This is a genomic window from Pseudomonas sp. AM4(2022), from assembly GCF_036346515.1.
In the GTDB taxonomy this organism is placed as follows: Bacteria; Pseudomonadota; Gammaproteobacteria; order Pseudomonadales; family Pseudomonadaceae; genus Aquipseudomonas; species Aquipseudomonas paracarnis.
On the sequence record NZ_JAOTNW010000007.1, the window covers coordinates 135128 to 154931 of the forward strand.

A 19804-nucleotide genomic window follows, 5' to 3' on the forward strand; every position below is an offset into this window, starting at 1 on the left:
TAAAAAACCATGACTACAGGCAGTGCTCTGTACATCCCGCCTTATAAGGCAGACGACCAGGATGTGGTTGTCGAACTCAATAACCGTTTTGGCCCTGACGCCTTCACCGCCCAGGCCACACGCACCGGTATGCCGGTGCTGTGGGTGGCGCGTGCCAGGCTCGTCGAAGTCCTGACCTTCCTGCGCAACCTGCCCAAGCCGTACGTCATGCTCTATGACTTGCATGGCGTGGACGAGCGTCTGCGCACCAAGCGCCAGGGGCTGCCGAGCGGCGCCGATTTCACTGTGTTCTACCACCTGATGTCGCTGGAACGTAACAGCGACGTGATGATCAAGGTCGCCCTGAGCGAGAACGACCTGAGCATCCCGACCGTCACCGGTATCTGGCCGAATGCGAGCTGGTACGAGCGTGAAGTCTGGGACATGTTCGGCATCGACTTCCCCGGCCACCCGCACCTGACGCGCATCATGATGCCGCCGACCTGGGAAGGTCACCCGCTGCGCAAGGACTTCCCTGCCCGCGCCACCGAATTCGACCCGTACAGCCTCAACCTGGCCAAGCAGCAGCTGGAAGAAGAGGCCGCGCGTTTCCGCCCCGAAGACTGGGGCATGAAGCGTTCCGGCACCAATGAGGACTACATGTTCCTCAACCTGGGCCCGAACCACCCTTCGGCCCACGGTGCTTTCCGTATCATCCTGCAACTGGACGGCGAAGAAATCGTCGACTGCGTCCCGGACATCGGCTACCACCACCGTGGCGCCGAGAAGATGGCCGAGCGTCAGTCCTGGCACAGCTTCATCCCGTACACCGACCGTATCGACTACCTCGGCGGCGTGATGAACAACCTGCCGTACGTGCTCTCGGTCGAGAAGCTGGCCGGTATCAAGGTGCCGGACCGCGTCGACACCATCCGCATCATGATGGCCGAGTTCTTCCGGATCACCAGCCACCTGCTGTTCCTGGGTACCTATATCCAGGACGTCGGCGCCATGACCCCGGTGTTCTTCACCTTCACCGACCGTCAGCGCGCGTACAAGGTCATCGAAGCCATCACCGGCTTCCGTCTGCACCCGGCCTGGTACCGCATCGGCGGCGTGGCCCACGACCTGCCGAACGGTTGGGAGCGCCTGGTCAAGGAATTCATCGACTGGATGCCCAAGCGTCTGGACGAGTACCAGAAAGCCGCCCTCGACAACAGCATCCTCAAAGGCCGCACCATCGGCGTCGCGCAGTACAACACCAAAGAAGCCCTGGAATGGGGCGTCACCGGTGCCGGCCTGCGTTCCACCGGTTGCGACTTCGACCTGCGTAAAGCGCGCCCGTACTCCGGCTACGAGAACTTCGAGTTCGAAGTACCGCTGGCGGCCAATGGCGATGCCTACGACCGTTGCATCGTGCGCGTCGAAGAAATGCGCCAGAGCCTGAAGATCATCGAGCAGTGCATGCGCAACATGCCGGCAGGCCCGTACAAGGCGGATCACCCGCTGACCACGCCGCCGCCCAAAGAGCGCACGCTGCAACACATCGAAACCCTGATCACGCACTTCCTGCAGGTTTCGTGGGGCCCGGTGATGCCGGCCAACGAATCCTTCCAGATGATCGAAGCGACCAAGGGTATCAACAGTTATTACCTGACGAGCGATGGCGGCACCATGAGCTACCGCACCCGGATTCGTACCCCAAGCTTCGCCCACTTGCAGCAGATCCCTTCGGTGATCAAAGGCGAGATGGTCGCGGACTTGATTGCGTACCTGGGTAGTATCGATTTCGTTATGGCCGACGTGGACCGCTAAGCATGAACAGCACGCTTATCCAGACAGACCGTTTCACCTTGAGTGAAACCGAGCGCTCGGCCATCGAGCACGAGCTGCATCACTACGAAGACCCGCGCGCGGCGTCGATCGAAGCCTTGAAGATCGTCCAGAAGGAACGTGGCTGGGTGCCCGACGGCGCCCTTTACGCCATCGGCGAGATCCTCGGCATTCCCGCCAGCGACGTTGAAGGCGTGGCGACGTTCTACAGCCAGATCTTCCGTCAGCCAGTTGGCCGCCACATCATTCGTGTGTGCGACAGCATGGTCTGCTACATCGGCGGCCATGAGTCCGTGGTCAGCGAGATCCAGGCCAAGCTGGGCATCGGCCTCGGCCAGACCACCCCGGACGGCCGCTTCACGCTGCTGCCGGTGTGCTGCCTGGGCAACTGCGACAAGGCGCCGGCGTTGATGATCGACGACGACACATTCGGTGACGTACAGCCCGCTGGCGTCACCCAATTGCTCGAGGGCTACCCATGACCCTGACTTCCTTCGGCCCGGCCAACCTGATCAAGCGTTCGGCCGAGACTCACCCCCTCACCTGGCGCCTGCGTGACGACGGCGAGCCGGTATGGCTCGACGAGTACCAGGCCAAGAACGGCTACGCGGCTGCGCGCAAAGCCTTCGCCGACATGGCCCAGGACGATATCGTCCAGACCGTGAAGGACGCCGGCCTCAAGGGTCGCGGCGGTGCGGGCTTCCCCACCGGCGTGAAGTGGGGCCTGATGCCCAAAGACGAATCCATCAACATCCGTTACCTGCTGTGCAACGCGGATGAAATGGAGCCCAACACCTGGAAAGACCGCATGCTGATGGAGCAACTGCCCCATCTGCTGATCGAAGGCATGTTGATCAGTGCCCGTGCGCTGAAAACCTACCGCGGCTACATCTTCCTGCGTGGCGAGTACACCACCGCCGCCAAGCACCTGAACCGTGCCGTGGAAGAAGCCAAGGCCGCCGGCCTGCTGGGCAAGAACATCCTCGGTTCCGGTTTCGACTTCGAACTGTTCGTACACACCGGCGCCGGGCGTTATATCTGCGGTGAAGAAACCGCACTGATCAACTCCCTCGAAGGCCGCCGCGCCAATCCGCGTTCCAAGCCGCCCTTCCCCGCCGCCGTGGGCGTGTGGGGCAAGCCGACCTGCGTGAACAACGTCGAGACCCTGTGCAACGTGCCGGCGATCATCGCCGACGGCGTGGACTGGTACAAATCCTTGGCCCGTGAAGGCAGCGAAGACATGGGCACCAAGCTCATGGGCTTCTCCGGCAAGGTCAAGAACCCGGGCCTGTGGGAGCTGCCGTTCGGCGTGACCGCTCGCGAGCTGTTCGAGGACTACGCCGGCGGCATGCGCGACGGCTACACCTTGAAAGCCTGGCAGCCAGGCGGTGCCGGTACCGGCTTCCTGCTCCCTGAGCACCTGGACGCACAGATGTATGCCGGCGGCATCGGCAAGGTCGGCACCCGGATGGGTACCGGCCTGGCGATGGCGGTGGACAACACGGTGAACATGGTCTCGTTGCTGCGCAACATGGAGCAGTTCTTTGCCCGCGAGTCCTGCGGTTTCTGCACCCCGTGCCGCGACGGTTTGCCGTGGAGCGTCAAGCTGCTGATGGCCCTGGAAAATGGCGAAGGCCGCGAGGGTGACATCGAAACCCTGCTGGGCCTGGTCGGTTTCCTCGGCCCAGGCAAGACCTTCTGCGCTCACGCACCGGGCGCCGTGGAGCCATTGGGCAGCGCAATCAAATACTTCCGCTCGGAGTTCGAAGCCGGCATCGCGCCCACCAGCGCCGCCGTCCCGCCTCTGGCGAAGCCGATCGTAGTCGGCGCGTAACGCTTAAACAGGCGAAGGGTCCGTGCCCTTCGCCTGCTCATGTGCTGACGCCTTCAAGGCTGTGTAGATGCACATGAATAACAAGATTCCATTAGCCACGCCCGCTGACAACGGGCCAACGAAGAACTTTGAACCATGGCCACTATCCACGTAGACGGCAAAGCGCTCGAAGTCGATGGGGCAGACAACCTGTTACAGGCATGTCTGTCACTCGGCCTCGACATCCCGTATTTCTGCTGGCACCCCGCGCTTGGTAGCGTCGGTGCCTGTCGCCAGTGTGCGGTCAAGCAATACACCGACGAGAACGACACCCGTGGTCGTATCGTCATGTCTTGCATGACCCCAGCCACCGACAACACCTGGATCTCCATCGACGATGAAGAATCCAAGGCGTTCCGCGCCAGCGTTGTCGAATGGCTGATGACCAACCACCCCCACGACTGCCCGGTCTGTGAGGAAGGCGGTCACTGCCACCTGCAAGACATGACGGTGATGACTGGCCACAACGAGCGTCGTTATCGCTTCACCAAGCGTACCCACCAGAACCAGGACCTCGGCCCGTTCATTTCCCACGAAATGAACCGCTGCATCGCCTGCTACCGCTGCGTGCGCTTCTATAAAGACTACGCCGGCGGCACCGACCTGGGCGTCTTCGGCGCCCACGACAACGTGTACTTCGGTCGCGTTGAAGACGGCGTGCTTGAGAGCGAGTTTTCCGGCAACCTCACCGAGGTCTGCCCGACCGGTGTGTTTACCGACAAGACTCACTCCGAGCGCTACAACCGTAAGTGGGACATGCAATTTGCGCCGAGCATCTGCCATGGCTGCTCCAGCGGTTGCAACATCTCCCCGGGCGAGCGCTACGGCGAACTGCGTCGCATCGAAAACCGCTTCAACGGTTCGGTCAACCAGTACTTCCTGTGCGACCGTGGCCGTTTCGGCTATGGCTACGTCAACCGCGAAGACCGTCCACGCCAGCCGCTGCTGGCCGATGGCGCCAAGCTGAGCCTGGACGCTGCGCTGGATAAAGCCGCCGACCTGCTGCGCGGGCGCAATATCGTCGGTATCGGTTCGCCGCGTGCCAGCCTCGAAAGCAACTTCGCGTTGCGCGAGCTGGTCGGCGCCGAGCACTTCTACTGCGGTATCGAAGCCGGCGAGCTGGAGCGCATCCGCCTGGTCCTGCAAGTGCTGAACGACAGCCCGCTGCCAGTACCGAACATGCGCGACATCGAAGACCACGATGCGATCTTCGTGCTTGGTGAAGACCTGACCCAGACCGCTGCGCGCATTGCCCTGTCGCTGCGCCAGTCGGTCAAAGGCAAGGCCGAGGAAATGGCCGACGCCATGCGCGTGCAGCCGTGGCTTGACGCCGCCGTGAAGAACATCGGTCAGCACGCGCTGAACCCGCTGTTTATCGCGTCCCTGGCTGAAACCAAGCTCGACGACATCGCCGAAGAATGCGTACACGCCGCACCGGACGACCTGGCCCGCCTCGGTTTCGCCGTGGCCCACGCCCTCGACGCCAGCGCGCCTGCCGTCGATGGCCTGGACACCGAAGCGGTCGAACTGGCCCAGCGCATCGCCGACGCACTGCTGGCGGCCAAGCGCCCATTGATCATCGCCGGCACCTCCCTGGGTTCCAAGGCGCTGATCGAAGCCGCTGCCAACATCGCCAAGGCCCTGAAGCTGCGCGACAAGAACGGCTCCATCAGCCTGGTGGTGCCGGAAGCCAACAGCCTGGGCCTGGCCATGCTCGGTGGCGAGTCCCTGGATGCTGCCCTGCAAGCAGTGACCGACGGCAGCGCCGACGCCATTGTGGTATTGGAAAACGACCTGTACACCCGCACCGCTGCCGCCAAGGTTGACGCTGCACTGGACGCTGCCAAAGTCCTGATCGTGGCCGACCACCAGAAGACCGCCACCAGCGAGCGTGCCGACCTGGTGCTGCCAGCCGCCACCTTCGCCGAAGGCGACGGTACCCTGGTCAGCCAGGAAGGCCGCGCCCAGCGCTTCTTCCAGGTGTTCGATCCGAAGTACATGGATGCCAGCATCCTGGTACACGAAGGCTGGCGCTGGCTGCACGCCCTGCGTGCGACCCTGCTGAACCAGCCGATCGACTGGACCCAGCTCGACCACGTGACCGCTGCCACCGCCGCCAGCGCGCCGCAACTGGCTCGCATCGTCGATGCCGCGCCGTCCGCCGCGTTCCGCATCAAGGGCCTGAAACTGGCTCGCGAGCCGCTGCGCTACTCCGGTCGTACCGCCATGCGCGCCGACATCAGCGTGCACGAACCGCGTACCCCGCAAGACATCGACACTGCGTTCGCCTTCTCCATGGAAGGTTACTCGGGTTCGGCCGAGCCGCGTCAGCAGGTGCCGTTTGCCTGGTCGCCGGGCTGGAACTCGCCGCAGGCCTGGAACAAGTTCCAGGACGAAGTCGGTGGTCATATCCGCGCTGGTGACCCGGGCACCCGCCTGATCGAAACCAGCGGTGACTCGCTGAACTGGTTCGCTGCGGTACCGCGTCCGTTCAACCCGGCGCCGGGCACCTGGCAAGTCGTGCCGTTCTTCCACCTGTTCGGCAGCGAAGAAACCTCTTCCAAGGCCGCGCCGGTTCAAGAGCGCATTCCTGCTGCCTACGTGTCTGTTTCCAAATCCGAAGCCGACCGCCTGGGCGTCAACGACGGTGCCCTGCTCAGCCTCAACGTGGCCGGCCAGACCCTGCGCCTGCCGCTGCGTATCAATGACGAGCTGGGTGCCGGCCTGGTTGCACTGCCTAAAGGCATCGCCGGTATTCCGCCTGCCATTTTCGGCAAAACCGTTGACGGTCTGCAGGAGGCAGCGCAATGACTTGGTTCACGCCGGAAGTAATTGACGTGATCATCTCGGTGGTCAAGGCCATCGTGATCCTGTTGGCCGTGGTCGTCGCGGGCGCGCTGCTCAGCTTCGTCGAACGTCGCCTGCTGGGCTGGTGGCAGGACCGTTACGGTCCGAACCGCGTTGGCCCATTCGGCATGTTCCAGATCGCGGCCGACATGCTGAAAATGTTCTTCAAGGAAGACTGGACCCCTCCGTTCGCCGACAAGGTGATCTTCACCCTGGCACCGGTGGTAGCCATGAGCGCCTTGCTGATCGCCTTCGCGATCATCCCGATCACCCCGACCTGGGGCGTGGCGGACCTGAACATCGGCTTGCTGTTCTTCTTCGCCATGGCCGGTTTGTCGGTCTATGCGGTGCTGTTCGCCGGTTGGTCGAGCAACAACAAGTTCGCCCTGCTGGGCAGCTTGCGGGCCTCGGCCCAGACCGTGTCCTACGAAGTGTTCATGGGCCTGGCCCTGATGGGCATCGTGGTGCAGGTTGGCTCGTTCAACATGCGCGACATCGTCGAGTACCAGGCACAGAACCTGTGGTTCATCATTCCGCAGTTCTTCGGCTTCTGTACTTTCTTCATCGCTGGCGTCGCCGTGACTCACCGTCACCCGTTCGACCAGCCGGAAGCGGAACAGGAACTGGCCGACGGTTACCACATTGAATATGCCGGTATGAAATGGGGCATGTTCTTCGTTGGTGAGTACATCGGCATCATCTTGATCTCGGCCCTGCTGGTCACGCTGTTCTTCGGCGGCTGGCACGGTCCGTTTGGCATCCTGCCGCAGTTGGCCTTCTTCTGGTTCTTCTTGAAGACCGCGTTCTTCATCATGCTGTTCATCCTGCTGCGCGCCTCGATTCCGCGCCCGCGCTATGACCAGGTGATGGATTTCAGCTGGAGATTCTGCCTGCCGCTGACCCTGATCAATTTGCTGGTGACGGCTGCCGTCGTGTTGTTGAACACGCCCGCTGCCGCGGTTCAGTGAGGATTTGACCCATGTTCAAATATATTGGCGACATCGTTAAGGGTACCGGTACCCAGTTGCGAAGCCTGGTGATGGTGTTCGGTCACGGCTTTCGCAAGCGCGACACCCTGCAATACCCCGAAGAAGCGGTGTACCTGCCGCCGCGCTATCGCGGCCGCATCGTACTGACCCGCGACCCCGACGGCGAAGAGCGTTGCGTGGCCTGCAACCTGTGCGCCGTGGCGTGCCCGGTGGGTTGCATTTCCCTGCAGAAAGCTGAAACCGAAGACGGTCGCTGGTACCCGGACTTCTTCCGCATCAACTTCTCGCGCTGCATTTTCTGCGGCCTCTGCGAGGAAGCTTGCCCGACCACCGCGATCCAGCTCACACCGGATTTCGAGATGGCCGAGTTCAAACGTCAGGACCTGGTGTACGAGAAAGAAGATCTTTTGATCTCTGGTCCCGGTAAAAACCCTGATTACAACTTCTATCGTGTTGCAGGTATGGCCGTTGCCGGTAAGCCAAAAGGCGCCGCACAAAACGAAGCCGAACCGATCAACGTGAAGAGCTTGCTGCCTTAAGGAAGAAAGATGGAATTCGCTTTCTATTTCGCATCGGGTATTGCAGTGGTGTCCACGCTTCGCGTGATCACCAACACTAACCCCGTGCACGCCCTGCTCTACCTGATCATTTCGCTGATCGCCGTGGCCATGACCTTTTTCAGCCTCGGCGCACCGTTCGCCGGTGTGCTGGAAGTGATCGCCTACGCCGGCGCCATCATGGTGCTGTTCGTGTTTGTGGTGATGATGCTCAACCTGGGGCCGGCTTCGGTCGCCCAGGAGCGCGTCTGGCTCAAGCCCGGCATCTGGCTCGGCCCGGTTGTCCTCGCAGCCTTGCTGCTGGGTGAACTGCTGTATGTGCTGTTCGCTCACCAGAGCGGCCAGGCCATCGGCCACACCACCGTAGACGCGAAAGCCGTAGGCATCAGCCTGTTCGGCCCGTACCTGCTGGTGGTCGAACTGGCTTCGATGCTGCTGCTCGCCGCAGCCATCACTGCCTTCCACTTGGGCCGCAACGAAGCCAAGGAGCAATGACGATGCCTGCTATCCCTTTGGAGCATGGTCTGGCGGTCGCCGGCATCCTGTTCTGCCTTGGCCTGGTCGGCCTGATGGTTCGCCGTAACATTCTGTTCGTGTTGATGAGCCTGGAAATCATGATGAACGCCGCGGCACTGGCGTTCATCGTGGCAGGCGCACGTTGGGGCCAGCCGGATGGGCAAGTGATGTTCATCCTGGTGATCAGCCTGGCAGCCGCCGAAGCCAGTATTGGCCTGGCGATCCTGCTGCAGCTGTATCGTCGCTTCCACACGCTTGATATCGACGCTGCCAGTGAGATGCGCGGATGAACATGATCTTTCTGACTTTCGTATTCCCCCTGATCGGTTTCCTGCTGCTGTCGTTCTCGCGCGGGCGCTGGTCGGAAAACGTCTCGGCCCTGATCGGCGTGGGCTCCATTGGCCTGTCGGCCATCGTGGCCGCCTACGTCATCTGGCAATTCAACGTGGCACCGCCCGAAGGCGGTCACTACACCCTGGTGCTGTGGCAGTGGATGGCGGTTGAGGGCTTCAAACCCAACTTCGCCCTCTACATCGACGGCCTGTCGATCACCATGCTCGGCGTGGTGGTGGGTGTGGGTTTCCTGATCCACTTGTTCGCATCCTGGTACATGCGCGGTGAAGCGGGCTACTCGCGCTTCTTCTCGTACACCAACCTGTTTATCGCCAGCATGCTGTTCCTGGTGCTGGGCGATAACCTGTTGTTCCTGTACTTCGGCTGGGAAGGCGTGGGCCTGTGCTCGTACCTGTTGATCGGTTTCTACTACAGCAACCGCAACAACGGTAACGCAGCACTCAAGGCGTTTATCGTCACGCGCATCGGCGATGTGTTCATGGCCATCGGCCTGTTCATCCTGTTCCAACAGGTGGGCACGCTGAATATCCAGGAACTGCTGGTGCTGGCGCCGCAAAAATTCCAGGTCGGCGACTTCTGGATCACCCTGGCCACCCTGATGCTGCTGGGCGGCGCCGTGGGTAAATCCGCGCAACTGCCGCTGCAAACCTGGCTGGCGGATGCGATGGCCGGCCCTACCCCGGTGTCGGCACTGATCCACGCCGCCACCATGGTAACCGCCGGTGTCTACCTGATCGCCCGTACCCACGGTCTGTTCACCCTGGCGCCGGACATCCTGCACCTTGTAGGCATCGTCGGCGGCGTGACCCTGGTACTGGCCGGCTTCGCCGCGCTGGTGCAGACCGACATCAAGCGTATCCTCGCCTATTCGACCATGAGCCAGATCGGCTACATGTTCCTGGCCCTGGGCGTTGGCGCCTGGGACGCGGCGATCTTCCACCTGATGACCCACGCGTTCTTCAAGGCCCTGCTGTTCCTCGCCTCCGGTGCGGTGATCGTGGCCTGCCACCACGAACAGAACATCTTCAAGATGGGCGGCCTGTGGAAGAAGCTGCCGTTGGCCTACGCCAGCTTCATCGTCGGTGGTGCCGCCCTGGCTGCCCTGCCGTTGGTGACCGCCGGTTTCTACTCCAAGGACGAAATCCTCTGGGAAGCTTTCGCCAGCGGTAACCAGAACCTGCTGTACGCAGGCCTGGTGGGTGCGTTCATGACCTCGCTGTACACCTTCCGCCTGATCTTCATCACCTTCCACGGTGAAGCCAAGACCGAAGCGCACGCAGGCCACGGCATCTCCCACTGGTTGCCACTGTCGGTGCTGATCGTACTGTCGACGTTCGTCGGCGCGATGATCACCCCGCCGCTGCACGGTGTGTTGCCACAAAGCGTCGGCCATGCCGGCGGCGAAGCCCAGCACAGCCTGGAAATCGCCTCGGGCGCCATCGCCATCGCCGGTATCCTGCTGGCCGCCCTGCTGTTCCTCGGCAAGCGTCGTTTCGTGACCGCCGTGGCCAACAGTGGCATCGGGCGCTTCCTGTCGGCCTGGTGGTTCGCTGCCTGGGGCTTCGATTGGCTCTACGACAAACTGTTCGTCAAGCCATACCTCGCCATCAGCCATGTACTGCGCAAAGACCCGCTCGACCAGACCATCGGTTTGATCCCGCGTGCCGCCAAGGCCGGTCACACAGCCCTGAGCCGCAGCGAGACTGGCCAACTGCGTTGGTATGCAGCGTCCATGGCGGCCGGTGCCGTGCTGGTGATCGGCGCCATCGTCGTGGTAGCGGTCTGACTATGTTTAAGTGCACTGCGTACTTTGCAAACTTGCGAAAGGAAACGAGCCCGTCATGATTCTGCCCTGGCTAATCCTGATCCCCTTTATCGGCGGCCTGCTCTGCTGGATGGGTGAACGCTTCGGCGCCACCCTCCCCCGCTGGATTGCGTTGCTGACCATGTCCCTGGAACTCGCACTCGGCCTCTGGCTGTGGGCCCATGGTGACTATTCATTCGCTCCGGCACCGGGTGTCGATCCCACCTTCGCGCTTGAATTCAAGCACGTGTGGATCCAGCGCTTCGGCATCAACGTGCACCTGGCCCTCGACGGCCTGTCGCTGTTGATGATCCTGCTGACCGGCCTGCTGGGTATCCTCTCGGTACTCTGCTCCTGGAAAGAGATCCAGCGTCACGTGGGCTTCTTCCACCTGAACCTGATGTGGATTTTGGGCGGCGTGGTCGGCGTGTTCCTGGCGCTGGACCTGTTCATGTTCTTCTTCTTCTGGGAAATGATGCTGGTGCCGATGTACTTCCTCATCGCGCTCTGGGGTCACAGCTCTTCGGACGGCAAGAAAACCCGGATCTACGCGGCGACCAAGTTCTTCATCTTCACCCAGGCTTCCGGCCTGATCATGTTGGTGGCGATCCTGGGCCTGGTCCTGGTCAACTTCAACAGCACCGGCGTGATTACATTCAACTACGCCGACCTGTTGAAGACCAAGATGTCGCTGACCACCGAGTACATCCTGATGCTCGGCTTCTTCATCGCCTTTGCGGTGAAGCTGCCGGTGGTGCCGTTCCACTCCTGGTTGCCTGACGCCCACGCCCAGGCGCCGACTGCCGGTTCCGTGGACCTGGCCGGTATCCTGCTGAAGACGGCGGCCTACGGTCTGCTGCGTTTCGCCCTGCCGCTGTTCCCGAATGCTTCGGCCGAGTTCGCGCCGATTGCCATGACCCTGGGTCTGATCGGGATCTTCTATGGTGCGTTCCTGGCCTTCGCCCAAACCGACATCAAGCGTCTGATTGCCTTCTCGTCCGTTTCCCACATGGGTTTCGTACTGATCGGCATCTACTCCGGCAGCCAACTGGCGCTGCAGGGCGCAGTGATCCAGATGCTGGCCCACGGTGTTTCGGCCGCTGCCCTGTTTATCCTCAGTGGCCAGCTGTACGAGCGCCTGCACACCCGTGACATGCGTGAAATGGGTGGCGTGTGGTCGCGCATCGCGTACCTGCCGGCAATCAGCCTGTTCTTCGCGGCCGCGTCCCTGGGCTTGCCGGGTACCGGTAACTTCATCGGCGAGTTCCTGATCCTGATGGGCGCCTTCGTGCAGACACCGTGGATCAGCGCCATCGCCACGTCCGGCCTGGTGTTCGGTTCGGTCTACTCGCTGATCATGATCCACCGCGCCTACTTCGGCCCGGCCAAGTCCGACACCGTCCTGCAAGGGATGGATGCGCGCGAACTGATCATGGTGCTCGGCCTTGCGGTACTGCTGATCTTCATCGGCGTGTACCCGCAACCGTTCCTGGACACTTCTGCCGCAACGATGCATGGCGTGCAGCAGTGGTTCGGCACCGCCTTCTCCCAACTCGCTTCGGCCCGGTAAGAGCGCTATGGAATTCACGATCCAACACTTTATCGCGCTTGCGCCGCTGCTGATCACCAGCCTCACCATCGTGGTGGTGATGCTGGCGATCGCCTGGCGCCGCAATCACTCGCAAACGTTCCTGCTGTCCTGCGCCGGGTTGAACCTGGCCCTGCTGTCGATCATCCCGGCCCTCAAGGTCGCGCCACTGGCGGTCACGCCATTGATGATGGTCGATGACTTCGCGCTGCTGTACATCGCCCTGATTCTGGTGGCGACCCTGGCCTGCGTCACCCTCGCCCACGCTTACCTCGGCGAAGGCGGCACCGGCTACCCGGGCAACCGCGAAGAGCTGTACCTGCTGATCCTGCTGGCTGCCGCCGGCGGTATCGTGCTGGTCAGCGCGCAGCACCTGGCGGGCCTGTTCATCGGCCTGGAACTGCTGTCGATCCCGACCTACGGCCTGGTGGCCTACGCCTTCTTCAACAAGCGCTCCCTGGAAGCCGGCATCAAGTACATGGTGCTGTCGGCCGCCGGTTCCGCGTTCCTGTTGTTCGGTATGGCCCTGCTCTACGCAGAAGCCGGCAGCCTGAGCTTCACCGGTATCGGCCACGCCCTGGCCGCCACCAACAGCCCGGCGCCGATTGCCCAGTTGGGCCTGGCGATGATGCTGATCGGCCTGGCGTTCAAGCTGTCGCTGGTGCCGTTCCACTTGTGGACCCCGGACGTGTACGAAGGCGCCCCGGCGCCGGTGGCCGCGTTCCTGGCCACTGCGTCGAAAGTGGCGGTGTTTGCGGTGATGGTGCGTCTGTTCCAGATCTCGCCTGCCGCCAACACCGGCGTGCTGAGCAACGTGCTGACCGTGATCGCCATTGCGTCGATCCTGTTCGGTAACCTGCTGGCCCTGACCCAGAACAACCTCAAGCGTCTGCTGGGTTATTCGTCCATCGCCCACTTCGGCTACCTGCTGATCGCCCTGGTGGCGAGCAAAGGCCTGGCCGTGGAAGCCATTGGCGTGTACCTGGTCACCTACGTGATCACCAGCCTGGGTGCGTTCGGCGTCATCACCTTGATGTCGTCGCCGTACAAAGGCCGTGACGCTGACGCCCTGTACGAATACCGCGGCCTGTTCTGGCGCCGGCCGTACCTGACCGCCGTGCTCACCGTGATGATGCTGTCCCTGGCCGGCATTCCGCTGACGGCGGGCTTTATCGGCAAGTTCTACATCGTCGCTACCGGTGTCGAAGCCCACGAATGGTGGCTGGTTGCCTCGCTGGTACTGGGCAGCGCCATCGGCGTGTTCTACTACCTGCGCGTGATGGTCACCCTGTACCTGATCGAGCCAAACCTGCGCCGTGTGGATGCCGAGCTGCATTGGGAACAGAAAGCCGGTGGCGTCATGCTGCTGGCCATCGCCCTGCTCGCGTTCTTCCTGGGCGTGTACCCACAACCGTTGCTCACCCTGGTGCAGCACGCGGTGCTGGGCGTTTGATCGCTTATTGATGCAGTAAACAGAACGGCGCCTTAGGGCGCCGTTTTGCGTTTCCCGGGATCTGTTTTTCCCCTCCCCTGCTCGCTGAATTTTCCTCCTCGATCTGCCTCTTCATCTGGCATCCACCCGCAAAAGCCAGCCGTATGGTGTTTGCGTTTTAAGAAAGTTCCCACAGCAAGGTCACTTGACCCAACGCGGGTGGGCCACCAAACTCTACGCAGGCAACGTACAGAACATGGATGCTCTATTTATCGAACTGCCGGCATTCGAGCGGTATCGCAAAGACTATCTGAGTGACGAGCTTTTCCAGGGTTTTCAACAGGAGTTAATGAAAAACCCCGAAGCAGGAGACGTGATCGAAGGGACGGGCGGGTTGAGGAAGGTTCGCTTCATCGATGAACGACGAAACAAAGGCAAGCGCGGTGGCCTGCGAGTCATTTACTACTGGTGGTCAGGCGGCACGCAATTCTGGTTGTTCACCTTGTACGGCAAACACGAACAGAGCGACCTGACACCCCACCACAAGAAAGCTCTTAAACACATGCTGGACAGGGAAATCAAAGCGAGAACACATCATGAAACGTGACATCTTTTCCGAACTGGTCGAAGGCTTCGACGCCCTGGCCGATGAGCGCCAAGGTAAAATCACCCTGCGCAACCACAAAGCCCACCTCAACAAGCTGGCGCCACTGAGCGCTGACGAGGTAATCGCCGTACGCCAGCAACTCAATCTGTCCCGCTCGGTATTCGCCATGTACCTGCGCACCAACACCCGCACCTTGGAGAACTGGGAGCAAGGCCGGGCCAAGCCGAATGCGCAGGCTGTCACGTTGATACGACTGGTGGCGCGCTTTCCGGAAACCGTGGCGCAACTTGCCGCATTGGGCTGACCGGCAATAGCCGCAAAAAAAACGCCCCGAGCATTCGGGGCGTTTTTACAGCGTAAACAGCGTCAGAACGCGATACCCACCTTGAAACCATACTCATCACGCTTGAGCTTGGTGTTGTCGGCCACATAGGAGTCGTTATCGAGCTTGTACTCGGTGCGAGTGTAGTACAGGCCCGCCATCACTGGCAGGTCACCCTTTTGGTTCATCAGCAGGCTGACTTCGGCGTAAGGGTTGGTGCGGTCCTTGAGGTCCACGCTGTCGCTGCCAACGCCGTCCACCTTGAGCTTGGCGCGACCGTCGATGGTGTGACGGGCGCCGGCTTCTACGCGTAGAGTCATGTCATCGAACTGGTGGTTGTAGCCCAAAGCAGCCTTGGCGAACGGCGACTTGTTGGTGAGTTTCATGTCGTAGCCATTGGTGTCCGGCTCGTAGCGGGTCCAGGTGTAGCCACCGCCCACGATCACGTCGACGAAGTTGCGCGCATCCAGCGCGGCACGCCAGCCGAGGTCGAGGTCGGCCTGGCCTTCCTTGAGTTTGTTATCGCTTTTTTCGCCGTACTTGGCTTCGATACCGGCCTGGTAGATAAAGCCCGATTCGGCGGTGAGCTTGTTGCCGAAGTTGTAGAACAGGCCCGCTTCGGGCATGTGGTCCTTGTCGCTTTCGCTGCCGCCTTCAAGTTTGAAGTCGTTGTAGCTGCCCATGATCCCGAACGTGGAAATCGGGTCGGTGGAAGGTGCTGCGAACACCACGCCAGGCGCAGCCACCAGGGCCAGCAACGAGGTGTTCTTGAGGATTTTTCCGAATAGTTTGGACATCGCTTTACATCTCCATTTTAAGGTGGGCAAAGTATTCAGGAATCGGTTCGAACCCTGGCGTTTGCAAAAAGTTCGAACTGATTTGCACCAAAATGGAGAAAAAACGGTTCAGCGAAGGCTCTATCTCAAGACTCTTCAGGATTCATACGGATCAGGTGTTCAACGGCTTCACGAAGTTGAGGCTGATCCGGCAGCCGAATGCCGAAGGTGTCGCGCAACAGCCCCAGCAACTCATCGGCACTCTTCAGTGTGCGCTTTTCGCTGGGTCGATCCAGATAATGAAGTGCATAGCGGGCGTTGGCCAAGGTATGACGCTTACCGGGCGCAAGCAGCGCGGCTTTCAACTGCCCCAAGAACGGTGAACCAGGGTGCGTGGAGACGTACCAGTTGCCGATTTCATAGTCGATGTCTGCCTGGGTTTGCAGATCGAACACGTACAGGCCGCGCCACTCCTCACCCACCTGCGCCCAGAGCGTGTAGCTGCCGTGATTGAGCGTCAGGCGATAAGGCTCATGAGCGGTGGCCTGGGGGGCGTCGTTGTCCAGTTGCAACGGGCTGCTGGGCACCATGCCGCCAAAACCGACATCGGTGATATAGCGCACGCCGTCAAGGGTCACCAGGCTCAAGCGATGGGTGCGCCCGGTGTGGGCGTCCGGTGGGCCGCCGATCACCACACGCCCGGTGATGCCACGGGCGTCAAAGCCCAGCTCCAGCAACAGGGCAAGGAACAGCTGGTTCAACTCGTAGCAATAGCCGCCGCGCCCCTCGTGCAGCACCTTGCGCTCGACGCTGGGAAGGTCGATCGGCACCGGTGCATGCATCAAGGTCGACAGGCTTTCAAAGGCAAAGCTGCACACATGGCGCAGTTGCAAGTCCCGCAGGGTTTGCAGGGTGGGCGGCGGTGGCGAGGCATAGCCCAGGCGTTGCAGGTACAGGCGGCTATTGGCGAGTGTGTGCATGGCGCGATCCTCGGGCGCAGGGCAAGAGCGTCACTATGCCGCGCCACTGCGTACGTTGTCATTTTGAATGAACCTTTTAGAACGCTGGCCTATCCATCTATAACAAGACAGGGAGGCAACATGAGTACCGCAAAAATCTACACCGTCCACTATCAGCTACACGGTAAACCCAAGTCTTTCGTGGTGCGCGCCGAAGTGATGAACAATGCCGAGGCCTGGCATTGGGCGGCCGTTGATGCCGACATTGCCCATGTCAGCCGCATCGGTCGCGTGGGTCACGAGCAGGTGAAAAAAACCACCCGGCCCTGGGCGGAAAAGTACGGTATCAGCGACGTCAGCTGGTCCCCGCCCAGGTAAAAAAAGCCCCGCACACAGGCGGGGCTCGGTTCATTGCTTCAAGTCGCCCAACGGATCGTAGGGCGGCTTTTTTTTCGCTGTCTCGTCGTCCTTTTTGTCCAACGGCGCAATAGCCGGGCCGATGGGATCGACCTGTGGGTCGGCTACATCCGGCGAGTCCGGGTCGAAGCCAAGTTCATCCTTGCCACTGGCGTGTTCGTTGGAAGAGGGACCATCGGTAGATTTGTTCATCATATTCTCCTGCTAAAGCGGACGGGCTCTGTCGTGGAGGTTTTCCAGGTCTTCTTCGACGTGCTGCACATCATCGTCCGGGCCCCGCTCTTTCGGGTCATTGGGGCGCAACGCATCGTTGTCGCGCTCCTCTTCACCGGGGGTGCGGTGCGGGTCGGGTGTACCAGGCGGTGGCTGCTTGTAGTCGGGCATGATGGCTGACCTCATGGGGGGTTCACCGTTTTAGAGAAACCGCCCTGCGCCATCGTTCAACTTCATTGCGCCAAGCGTGAGAAGATGACCGCCCTTTTTGGAGACCTGCCCCGGATGTTCGAGCTCAAACCCTGCGACCCCGCTGCCTATCGCCAACAGACCCGCCGTAGCACGTTGATCGTGGCGGTGCTGTTCCTGGCCTTGGCCATGCTGCTGTCGAGCCTGGCGGTGATGCTGTTCGGTGAGCCTGGCGGTGACAATTTTCGCTTCAATGTCGGCGGCGTATTCGCCGGGGTGTTGATCACGGTCGCACTGGTGCGTGGCCCGTTCTGGAGCCAGCCCTGGTTGGCGCCAGCGGTGTATGGCTGGCAACTCAAGCGCAGCCTGATGAGCGTGACCAATGTCATGCACAAGGTCAGCGAGCGGGTGCAGGCCAACGACCCGGCAGCCATCAAGCTGTTGCGCTTTTATCACCTGGGGCTGACGCAGATGCACGAGCTGGACGCCAACTCCAGCGCCCAGGCGCAACTGGTGGGCGAGATCCAAGCCCACCAGGCAAAGATGCAGGCGCTGGGTATCGATATCGCGCAACCCCGGTTGGACCCGGCCTGGCTGGACAGTCTGAAAAGCGCATAAGTCCGGGCGACGTCTTGGTTTACAAGTAACATACTGAAAAACTAGAAAATTCTTACATCATTTCAAGGCGGTCATTCCCACTCTAGGCACCTCCCTCTCTAAACGCGCCTGAGAACTTTGCCTATGTGCGATCGCCCCCCCTCTATAAAAGACCGACGAAACTTCCTGCGGCTGGCTGCCGTCAGTGCAGGCGCAACCCTGCTTGTCGGCGCAATGCCCTCCCTGGCGCACGCAGCCCCGCCCCCCGCGAGTTTGCCCAAGCCCACCAACGACCTCAGCCCACAGCTTGCCTTGCAGCGACTGATGGAAGGCAACCAGCGTTACGCCGACGGAGTGACCAAGCGTCACGATTTTATGAGCGAACGCGAAGCGTTGGTGGGCGGGCAAAATCCGTTTGTCGCGGTATTGAGTTGCGCCGATTCGCGGATCGCTCCCGAGTACGCCTTCGACACCGCCCTCGGCGACCTCTTCGCAGTACGCGTGGCGGGCAATTTCGTCACCGATAGCGGGCTCGCCAGCCTCGAATATGCCGTAGCGGTATTGGGCACGCCCGTGATCATGGTATTGGGGCACGACATGTGTGGCGCCGTCGCGGCAGGGGTCAAGGCCGTCAAGGATAACGCCCGGTTCCCCGGCAAGATCCAGGGCTTGGCCGACACCTTCAAACCCTCGGTGAACAAGGTATTGAAAGCGCCCGGCGATCTGCTGGAAAACGCCATTGCACAAAATGTCACCGACACCATGGCGCGACTCATGACTGAATCAAGCCTGCTGGCCGATGCGGTCGCGGCGGGAAAACTGTTGATCGTCGGCGGCGTGTACAAGCTGCACAGCGGCAAGGTGAAAGTGCTCGGTTAAGCTTTCTGTAGGAGCGAGCTTGCTCGCGAAAAACGCGAAGGCGCCGCGTTGATTCAGGCGGCGCGCGTTATCGTTGACGTTTTTCGCGGGCACGCTCGCTCCTACATAGAGTTAATGATCGTTTAAAGCAAGCGGCGCTTCAAAAACCAAGCCCAGGTCCAGGCGCCCGTCCTTCAGCGGCGGGCACCAGTAATAGCCTCCCGTCAACGGCGTGCTGATGCGATACAGGCCATCGACAATCCCATCTTCCAACCCACTCATGCGTCGCAACTGCGCTTCGAACGCATCGAAAGAATGACCAAATGCGAGAAACATCAGCCCCGCCTGGCCATTTTCGGCCCAGGGCATGGAACGGCGCACTACGAAGGCTTCCGGCGTGAAGCTTTCCTGGGCAGTGCGCTTGGTATGGGCCGACTCGGGGGCGTCGTCGAGTTCTTCGTTATCGCCATGGCGGCGGCCAATGATGTGGTCACGCTCCTGGGCAGGCAACGCGGCGAAACCGTCAAGGTCGTGCTGCCATTGCTGGATAGCAGCGAAGCTGGCGCCGCTGTCGGTCAGCGCGGCTTCCACGGCGGCATCGTCGTGGGGGTTTTCGGTGCCGTCTTCATAGTCGGTCAGGTCAAAGCCGGTCTTGTAGCGGAAACCTTCAGTCGATTGCACCAGACGAAACGCCGGAGCCAGCGCTTTTTCGACGGACCGGCTGCGCAGCAACAACTCACCGCGATCCACCCCATGCAACCATACCCACAGCGCCTGTTGAGTCGACGGGTTGTGAGCGCCAGGGCCGCTGACGGCCGGGAATGAGCGCAGCCCTGGGATCTGGGCACCCAGCGCCTTGACCAGCGGCTCACCGAACCCCACCACGGCCGCCGCATCGGTCAACTGCACCAGCGCGTCCAGCGCAGCGGGCACGGCTTGCAACGAATCGAGGGCGAAAAACAGATGGCGGGCCTGCAAAGGCACCGGTGCGGCAAGAATGCCCGGCTGGTACTGACTCATGTGAACTCCTTCTGAAAAGCCGCGCAGTTTACCCGGCGTACACCGCACTGCGAACAAGAATGCGCGCAAGCCTT

At 61.2% G+C, this 19804-nt stretch carries 21 protein-coding genes; 16 read left to right on the top strand and 5 right to left on the bottom strand.

Annotated features, from left to right (window positions below; all coding sequences use genetic code 11):
- Positions 1-9 precede the first annotated feature (9 nt).
- The 13 genes from nuoC (at position 10) to ODQ19_RS11975 (ending at position 14683) form a co-directional block, all read left to right on the top strand.
- Positions 10-1794 (top strand): NADH-quinone oxidoreductase subunit C/D, encoded by a 1785-nt coding sequence (gene nuoC / locus ODQ19_RS11915; RefSeq protein WP_330210117.1) that lies wholly within the window; start codon positions 10-12, stop codon positions 1792-1794.
- A gap of 2 nt (positions 1795-1796) precedes the next feature.
- Positions 1797-2294 (top strand): NADH-quinone oxidoreductase subunit NuoE, encoded by a 498-nt coding sequence (nuoE, locus tag ODQ19_RS11920; protein WP_010566874.1) that lies wholly within the window; start codon positions 1797-1799, stop codon positions 2292-2294.
- On the top strand, positions 2291-3646 hold the full coding sequence (gene nuoF / locus ODQ19_RS11925; protein ID WP_032896666.1) for an NADH-quinone oxidoreductase subunit NuoF: 1356 nt from the start codon (positions 2291-2293) through the stop codon (positions 3644-3646). Before nuoE ends, nuoF begins: the two co-directional genes overlap by 4 nt.
- Positions 3647-3781: 135 nt before the next feature.
- A complete protein-coding gene (gene nuoG / locus ODQ19_RS11930; protein WP_330210118.1) occupies positions 3782-6496 on the top strand; it encodes an NADH-quinone oxidoreductase subunit NuoG in 2715 nt (904 codons plus the stop codon).
- Entirely contained in the window at positions 6493-7500 is a 1008-nt protein-coding gene (gene nuoH, locus ODQ19_RS11935; protein WP_003174724.1) for an NADH-quinone oxidoreductase subunit NuoH, read from the top strand. Before nuoG ends, nuoH begins: the two co-directional genes overlap by 4 nt.
- Positions 7501-7511: 11 nt before the next feature.
- On the top strand, positions 7512-8060 hold the full coding sequence (gene nuoI, locus ODQ19_RS11940; RefSeq protein ID WP_003174725.1) for an NADH-quinone oxidoreductase subunit NuoI: 549 nt from the start codon (positions 7512-7514) through the stop codon (positions 8058-8060).
- A 9-nt stretch (positions 8061-8069) separates the two neighbouring features.
- Positions 8070-8573, top strand: a complete 504-nt coding sequence (gene nuoJ, locus ODQ19_RS11945) for an NADH-quinone oxidoreductase subunit J (protein WP_003174726.1) — start codon at positions 8070-8072, stop codon at positions 8571-8573.
- A gap of 2 nt (positions 8574-8575) precedes the next feature.
- Positions 8576-8884 carry an NADH-quinone oxidoreductase subunit NuoK gene (nuoK, locus tag ODQ19_RS11950; protein WP_003174727.1) on the top strand — a complete coding sequence of 103 codons (309 nt, stop codon included), beginning with the start codon at positions 8576-8578 and terminating at the stop codon, positions 8882-8884.
- Positions 8881-10734, top strand: a complete 1854-nt coding sequence (gene nuoL / locus ODQ19_RS11955; RefSeq protein ID WP_330210119.1) for an NADH-quinone oxidoreductase subunit L — start codon at positions 8881-8883, stop codon at positions 10732-10734. The genes nuoK and nuoL overlap by 4 nt, the downstream gene beginning before the upstream one ends.
- Before the next feature lie 55 nt (positions 10735-10789).
- Complete coding sequence (nuoM, locus tag ODQ19_RS11960) at positions 10790-12322, top strand: NADH-quinone oxidoreductase subunit M (protein ID WP_103734497.1); 1533 nt, start codon at positions 10790-10792, stop codon at positions 12320-12322.
- Between the two features lie 7 nt (positions 12323-12329).
- A complete protein-coding gene (nuoN, locus tag ODQ19_RS11965) occupies positions 12330-13793 on the top strand; it encodes an NADH-quinone oxidoreductase subunit NuoN (RefSeq protein WP_003174731.1) in 1464 nt (487 codons plus the stop codon).
- 235 nt (positions 13794-14028) lie between these two features.
- A complete protein-coding gene (locus tag ODQ19_RS11970; protein WP_116665220.1) occupies positions 14029-14379 on the top strand; it encodes a toxin in 351 nt (116 codons plus the stop codon).
- Entirely contained in the window at positions 14369-14683 is a 315-nt protein-coding gene (locus ODQ19_RS11975) for a helix-turn-helix domain-containing protein (protein ID WP_281911785.1), read from the top strand. Before ODQ19_RS11970 ends, ODQ19_RS11975 begins: the two co-directional genes overlap by 11 nt.
- A 62-nt stretch (positions 14684-14745) precedes the next feature.
- Here ODQ19_RS11975 and ODQ19_RS11980 read toward each other — a convergent pair whose 3' ends face one another.
- Both ODQ19_RS11980 and ODQ19_RS11985 read right to left on the bottom strand, forming a co-directional pair.
- Positions 14746-15498, bottom strand: coding sequence for an outer membrane beta-barrel protein (locus ODQ19_RS11980; protein ID WP_330210120.1), 753 nt, complete (start codon positions 15496-15498; stop codon positions 14746-14748).
- Between the two features lie 125 nt (positions 15499-15623).
- The gene (locus ODQ19_RS11985) at positions 15624-16457 is read right to left on the bottom strand and encodes an arylamine N-acetyltransferase family protein (RefSeq protein ID WP_116665217.1); all 834 of its coding nucleotides are present in this window, start codon (positions 16455-16457) and stop codon (positions 15624-15626) included.
- Positions 16458-16577: 120 nt separating this feature from the next.
- Between ODQ19_RS11985 and ODQ19_RS11990 the strand changes: the two genes are divergently transcribed.
- The gene (locus ODQ19_RS11990) at positions 16578-16814 is read left to right on the top strand and encodes a DUF6555 family protein (protein WP_003192128.1); all 237 of its coding nucleotides are present in this window, start codon (positions 16578-16580) and stop codon (positions 16812-16814) included.
- Between the two features lie 30 nt (positions 16815-16844).
- On the opposite strand, the gene ODQ19_RS11995 is transcribed toward ODQ19_RS11990, so the two are convergent.
- Positions 16845-17045, bottom strand: coding sequence for a DUF6021 family protein (locus tag ODQ19_RS11995; RefSeq protein WP_116665216.1), 201 nt, complete (start codon positions 17043-17045; stop codon positions 16845-16847).
- A gap of 12 nt (positions 17046-17057) precedes the next feature.
- Complete coding sequence (locus ODQ19_RS12000; RefSeq protein ID WP_116665215.1) at positions 17058-17237, bottom strand: hypothetical protein; 180 nt, start codon at positions 17235-17237, stop codon at positions 17058-17060.
- A gap of 114 nt (positions 17238-17351) precedes the next feature.
- On the opposite strand from ODQ19_RS12000, the gene ODQ19_RS12005 reads away from it, so the two are divergent.
- On the top strand, positions 17352-17873 hold the full coding sequence (locus ODQ19_RS12005) for a DUF3087 family protein (RefSeq protein ID WP_330210189.1): 522 nt from the start codon (positions 17352-17354) through the stop codon (positions 17871-17873).
- A gap of 123 nt (positions 17874-17996) precedes the next feature.
- Entirely contained in the window at positions 17997-18731 is a 735-nt protein-coding gene (locus ODQ19_RS12010) for a carbonic anhydrase (protein WP_330210121.1), read from the top strand.
- A 111-nt stretch (positions 18732-18842) separates the two neighbouring features.
- On the opposite strand, the gene ODQ19_RS12015 is transcribed toward ODQ19_RS12010, so the two are convergent.
- Complete coding sequence (locus tag ODQ19_RS12015; RefSeq protein WP_116665212.1) at positions 18843-19730, bottom strand: Dyp-type peroxidase; 888 nt, start codon at positions 19728-19730, stop codon at positions 18843-18845.
- Between the last annotated feature and the right edge of the window lie 74 nt (positions 19731-19804).

Excerpts from the sequence above, each read along its gene's own strand:
- nuoK (WP_003174727.1), top strand. The coding sequence starts at position 8,576 with ATGCCTGCTATCCCTTTGGAGCATGGTCTGGCGGTCGCCGGCATCCTG.
- ODQ19_RS12015 (WP_116665212.1), bottom strand. The coding sequence starts at position 19,730 with ATGAGTCAGTACCAGCCGGGCATTCTTGCCGCACCGGTGCCTTTGCAG.
- nuoH (WP_003174724.1), top strand. The coding sequence starts at position 6,493 with ATGACTTGGTTCACGCCGGAAGTAATTGACGTGATCATCTCGGTGGTC.
- ODQ19_RS11985 (WP_116665217.1), bottom strand. The coding sequence starts at position 16,457 with ATGCACACACTCGCCAATAGCCGCCTGTACCTGCAACGCCTGGGCTAT.
- nuoM (WP_103734497.1), top strand. The coding sequence starts at position 10,790 with ATGATTCTGCCCTGGCTAATCCTGATCCCCTTTATCGGCGGCCTGCTC.
- nuoI (WP_003174725.1), top strand. The coding sequence starts at position 7,512 with ATGTTCAAATATATTGGCGACATCGTTAAGGGTACCGGTACCCAGTTG.
- ODQ19_RS12005 (WP_330210189.1), top strand. The coding sequence starts at position 17,352 with ATGTTCGAGCTCAAACCCTGCGACCCCGCTGCCTATCGCCAACAGACC.
- ODQ19_RS11970 (WP_116665220.1), top strand. The coding sequence starts at position 14,029 with ATGGATGCTCTATTTATCGAACTGCCGGCATTCGAGCGGTATCGCAAA.
- ODQ19_RS11975 (WP_281911785.1), top strand. The coding sequence starts at position 14,369 with ATGAAACGTGACATCTTTTCCGAACTGGTCGAAGGCTTCGACGCCCTG.
- ODQ19_RS12000 (WP_116665215.1), bottom strand. The coding sequence starts at position 17,237 with ATGCCCGACTACAAGCAGCCACCGCCTGGTACACCCGACCCGCACCGC.
- nuoL (WP_330210119.1), top strand. The coding sequence starts at position 8,881 with ATGAACATGATCTTTCTGACTTTCGTATTCCCCCTGATCGGTTTCCTG.
- nuoJ (WP_003174726.1), top strand. The coding sequence starts at position 8,070 with ATGGAATTCGCTTTCTATTTCGCATCGGGTATTGCAGTGGTGTCCACG.
- nuoC (WP_330210117.1), top strand. The coding sequence starts at position 10 with ATGACTACAGGCAGTGCTCTGTACATCCCGCCTTATAAGGCAGACGAC.
- nuoN (WP_003174731.1), top strand. The coding sequence starts at position 12,330 with ATGGAATTCACGATCCAACACTTTATCGCGCTTGCGCCGCTGCTGATC.
- nuoE (WP_010566874.1), top strand. The coding sequence starts at position 1,797 with ATGAACAGCACGCTTATCCAGACAGACCGTTTCACCTTGAGTGAAACC.
- ODQ19_RS11990 (WP_003192128.1), top strand. The coding sequence starts at position 16,578 with ATGAGTACCGCAAAAATCTACACCGTCCACTATCAGCTACACGGTAAA.
- ODQ19_RS11980 (WP_330210120.1), bottom strand. The coding sequence starts at position 15,498 with ATGTCCAAACTATTCGGAAAAATCCTCAAGAACACCTCGTTGCTGGCC.
- nuoF (WP_032896666.1), top strand. The coding sequence starts at position 2,291 with ATGACCCTGACTTCCTTCGGCCCGGCCAACCTGATCAAGCGTTCGGCC.
- nuoG (WP_330210118.1), top strand. The coding sequence starts at position 3,782 with ATGGCCACTATCCACGTAGACGGCAAAGCGCTCGAAGTCGATGGGGCA.
- ODQ19_RS12010 (WP_330210121.1), top strand. The coding sequence starts at position 17,997 with ATGTGCGATCGCCCCCCCTCTATAAAAGACCGACGAAACTTCCTGCGG.
- ODQ19_RS11995 (WP_116665216.1), bottom strand. The coding sequence starts at position 17,045 with ATGAACAAATCTACCGATGGTCCCTCTTCCAACGAACACGCCAGTGGC.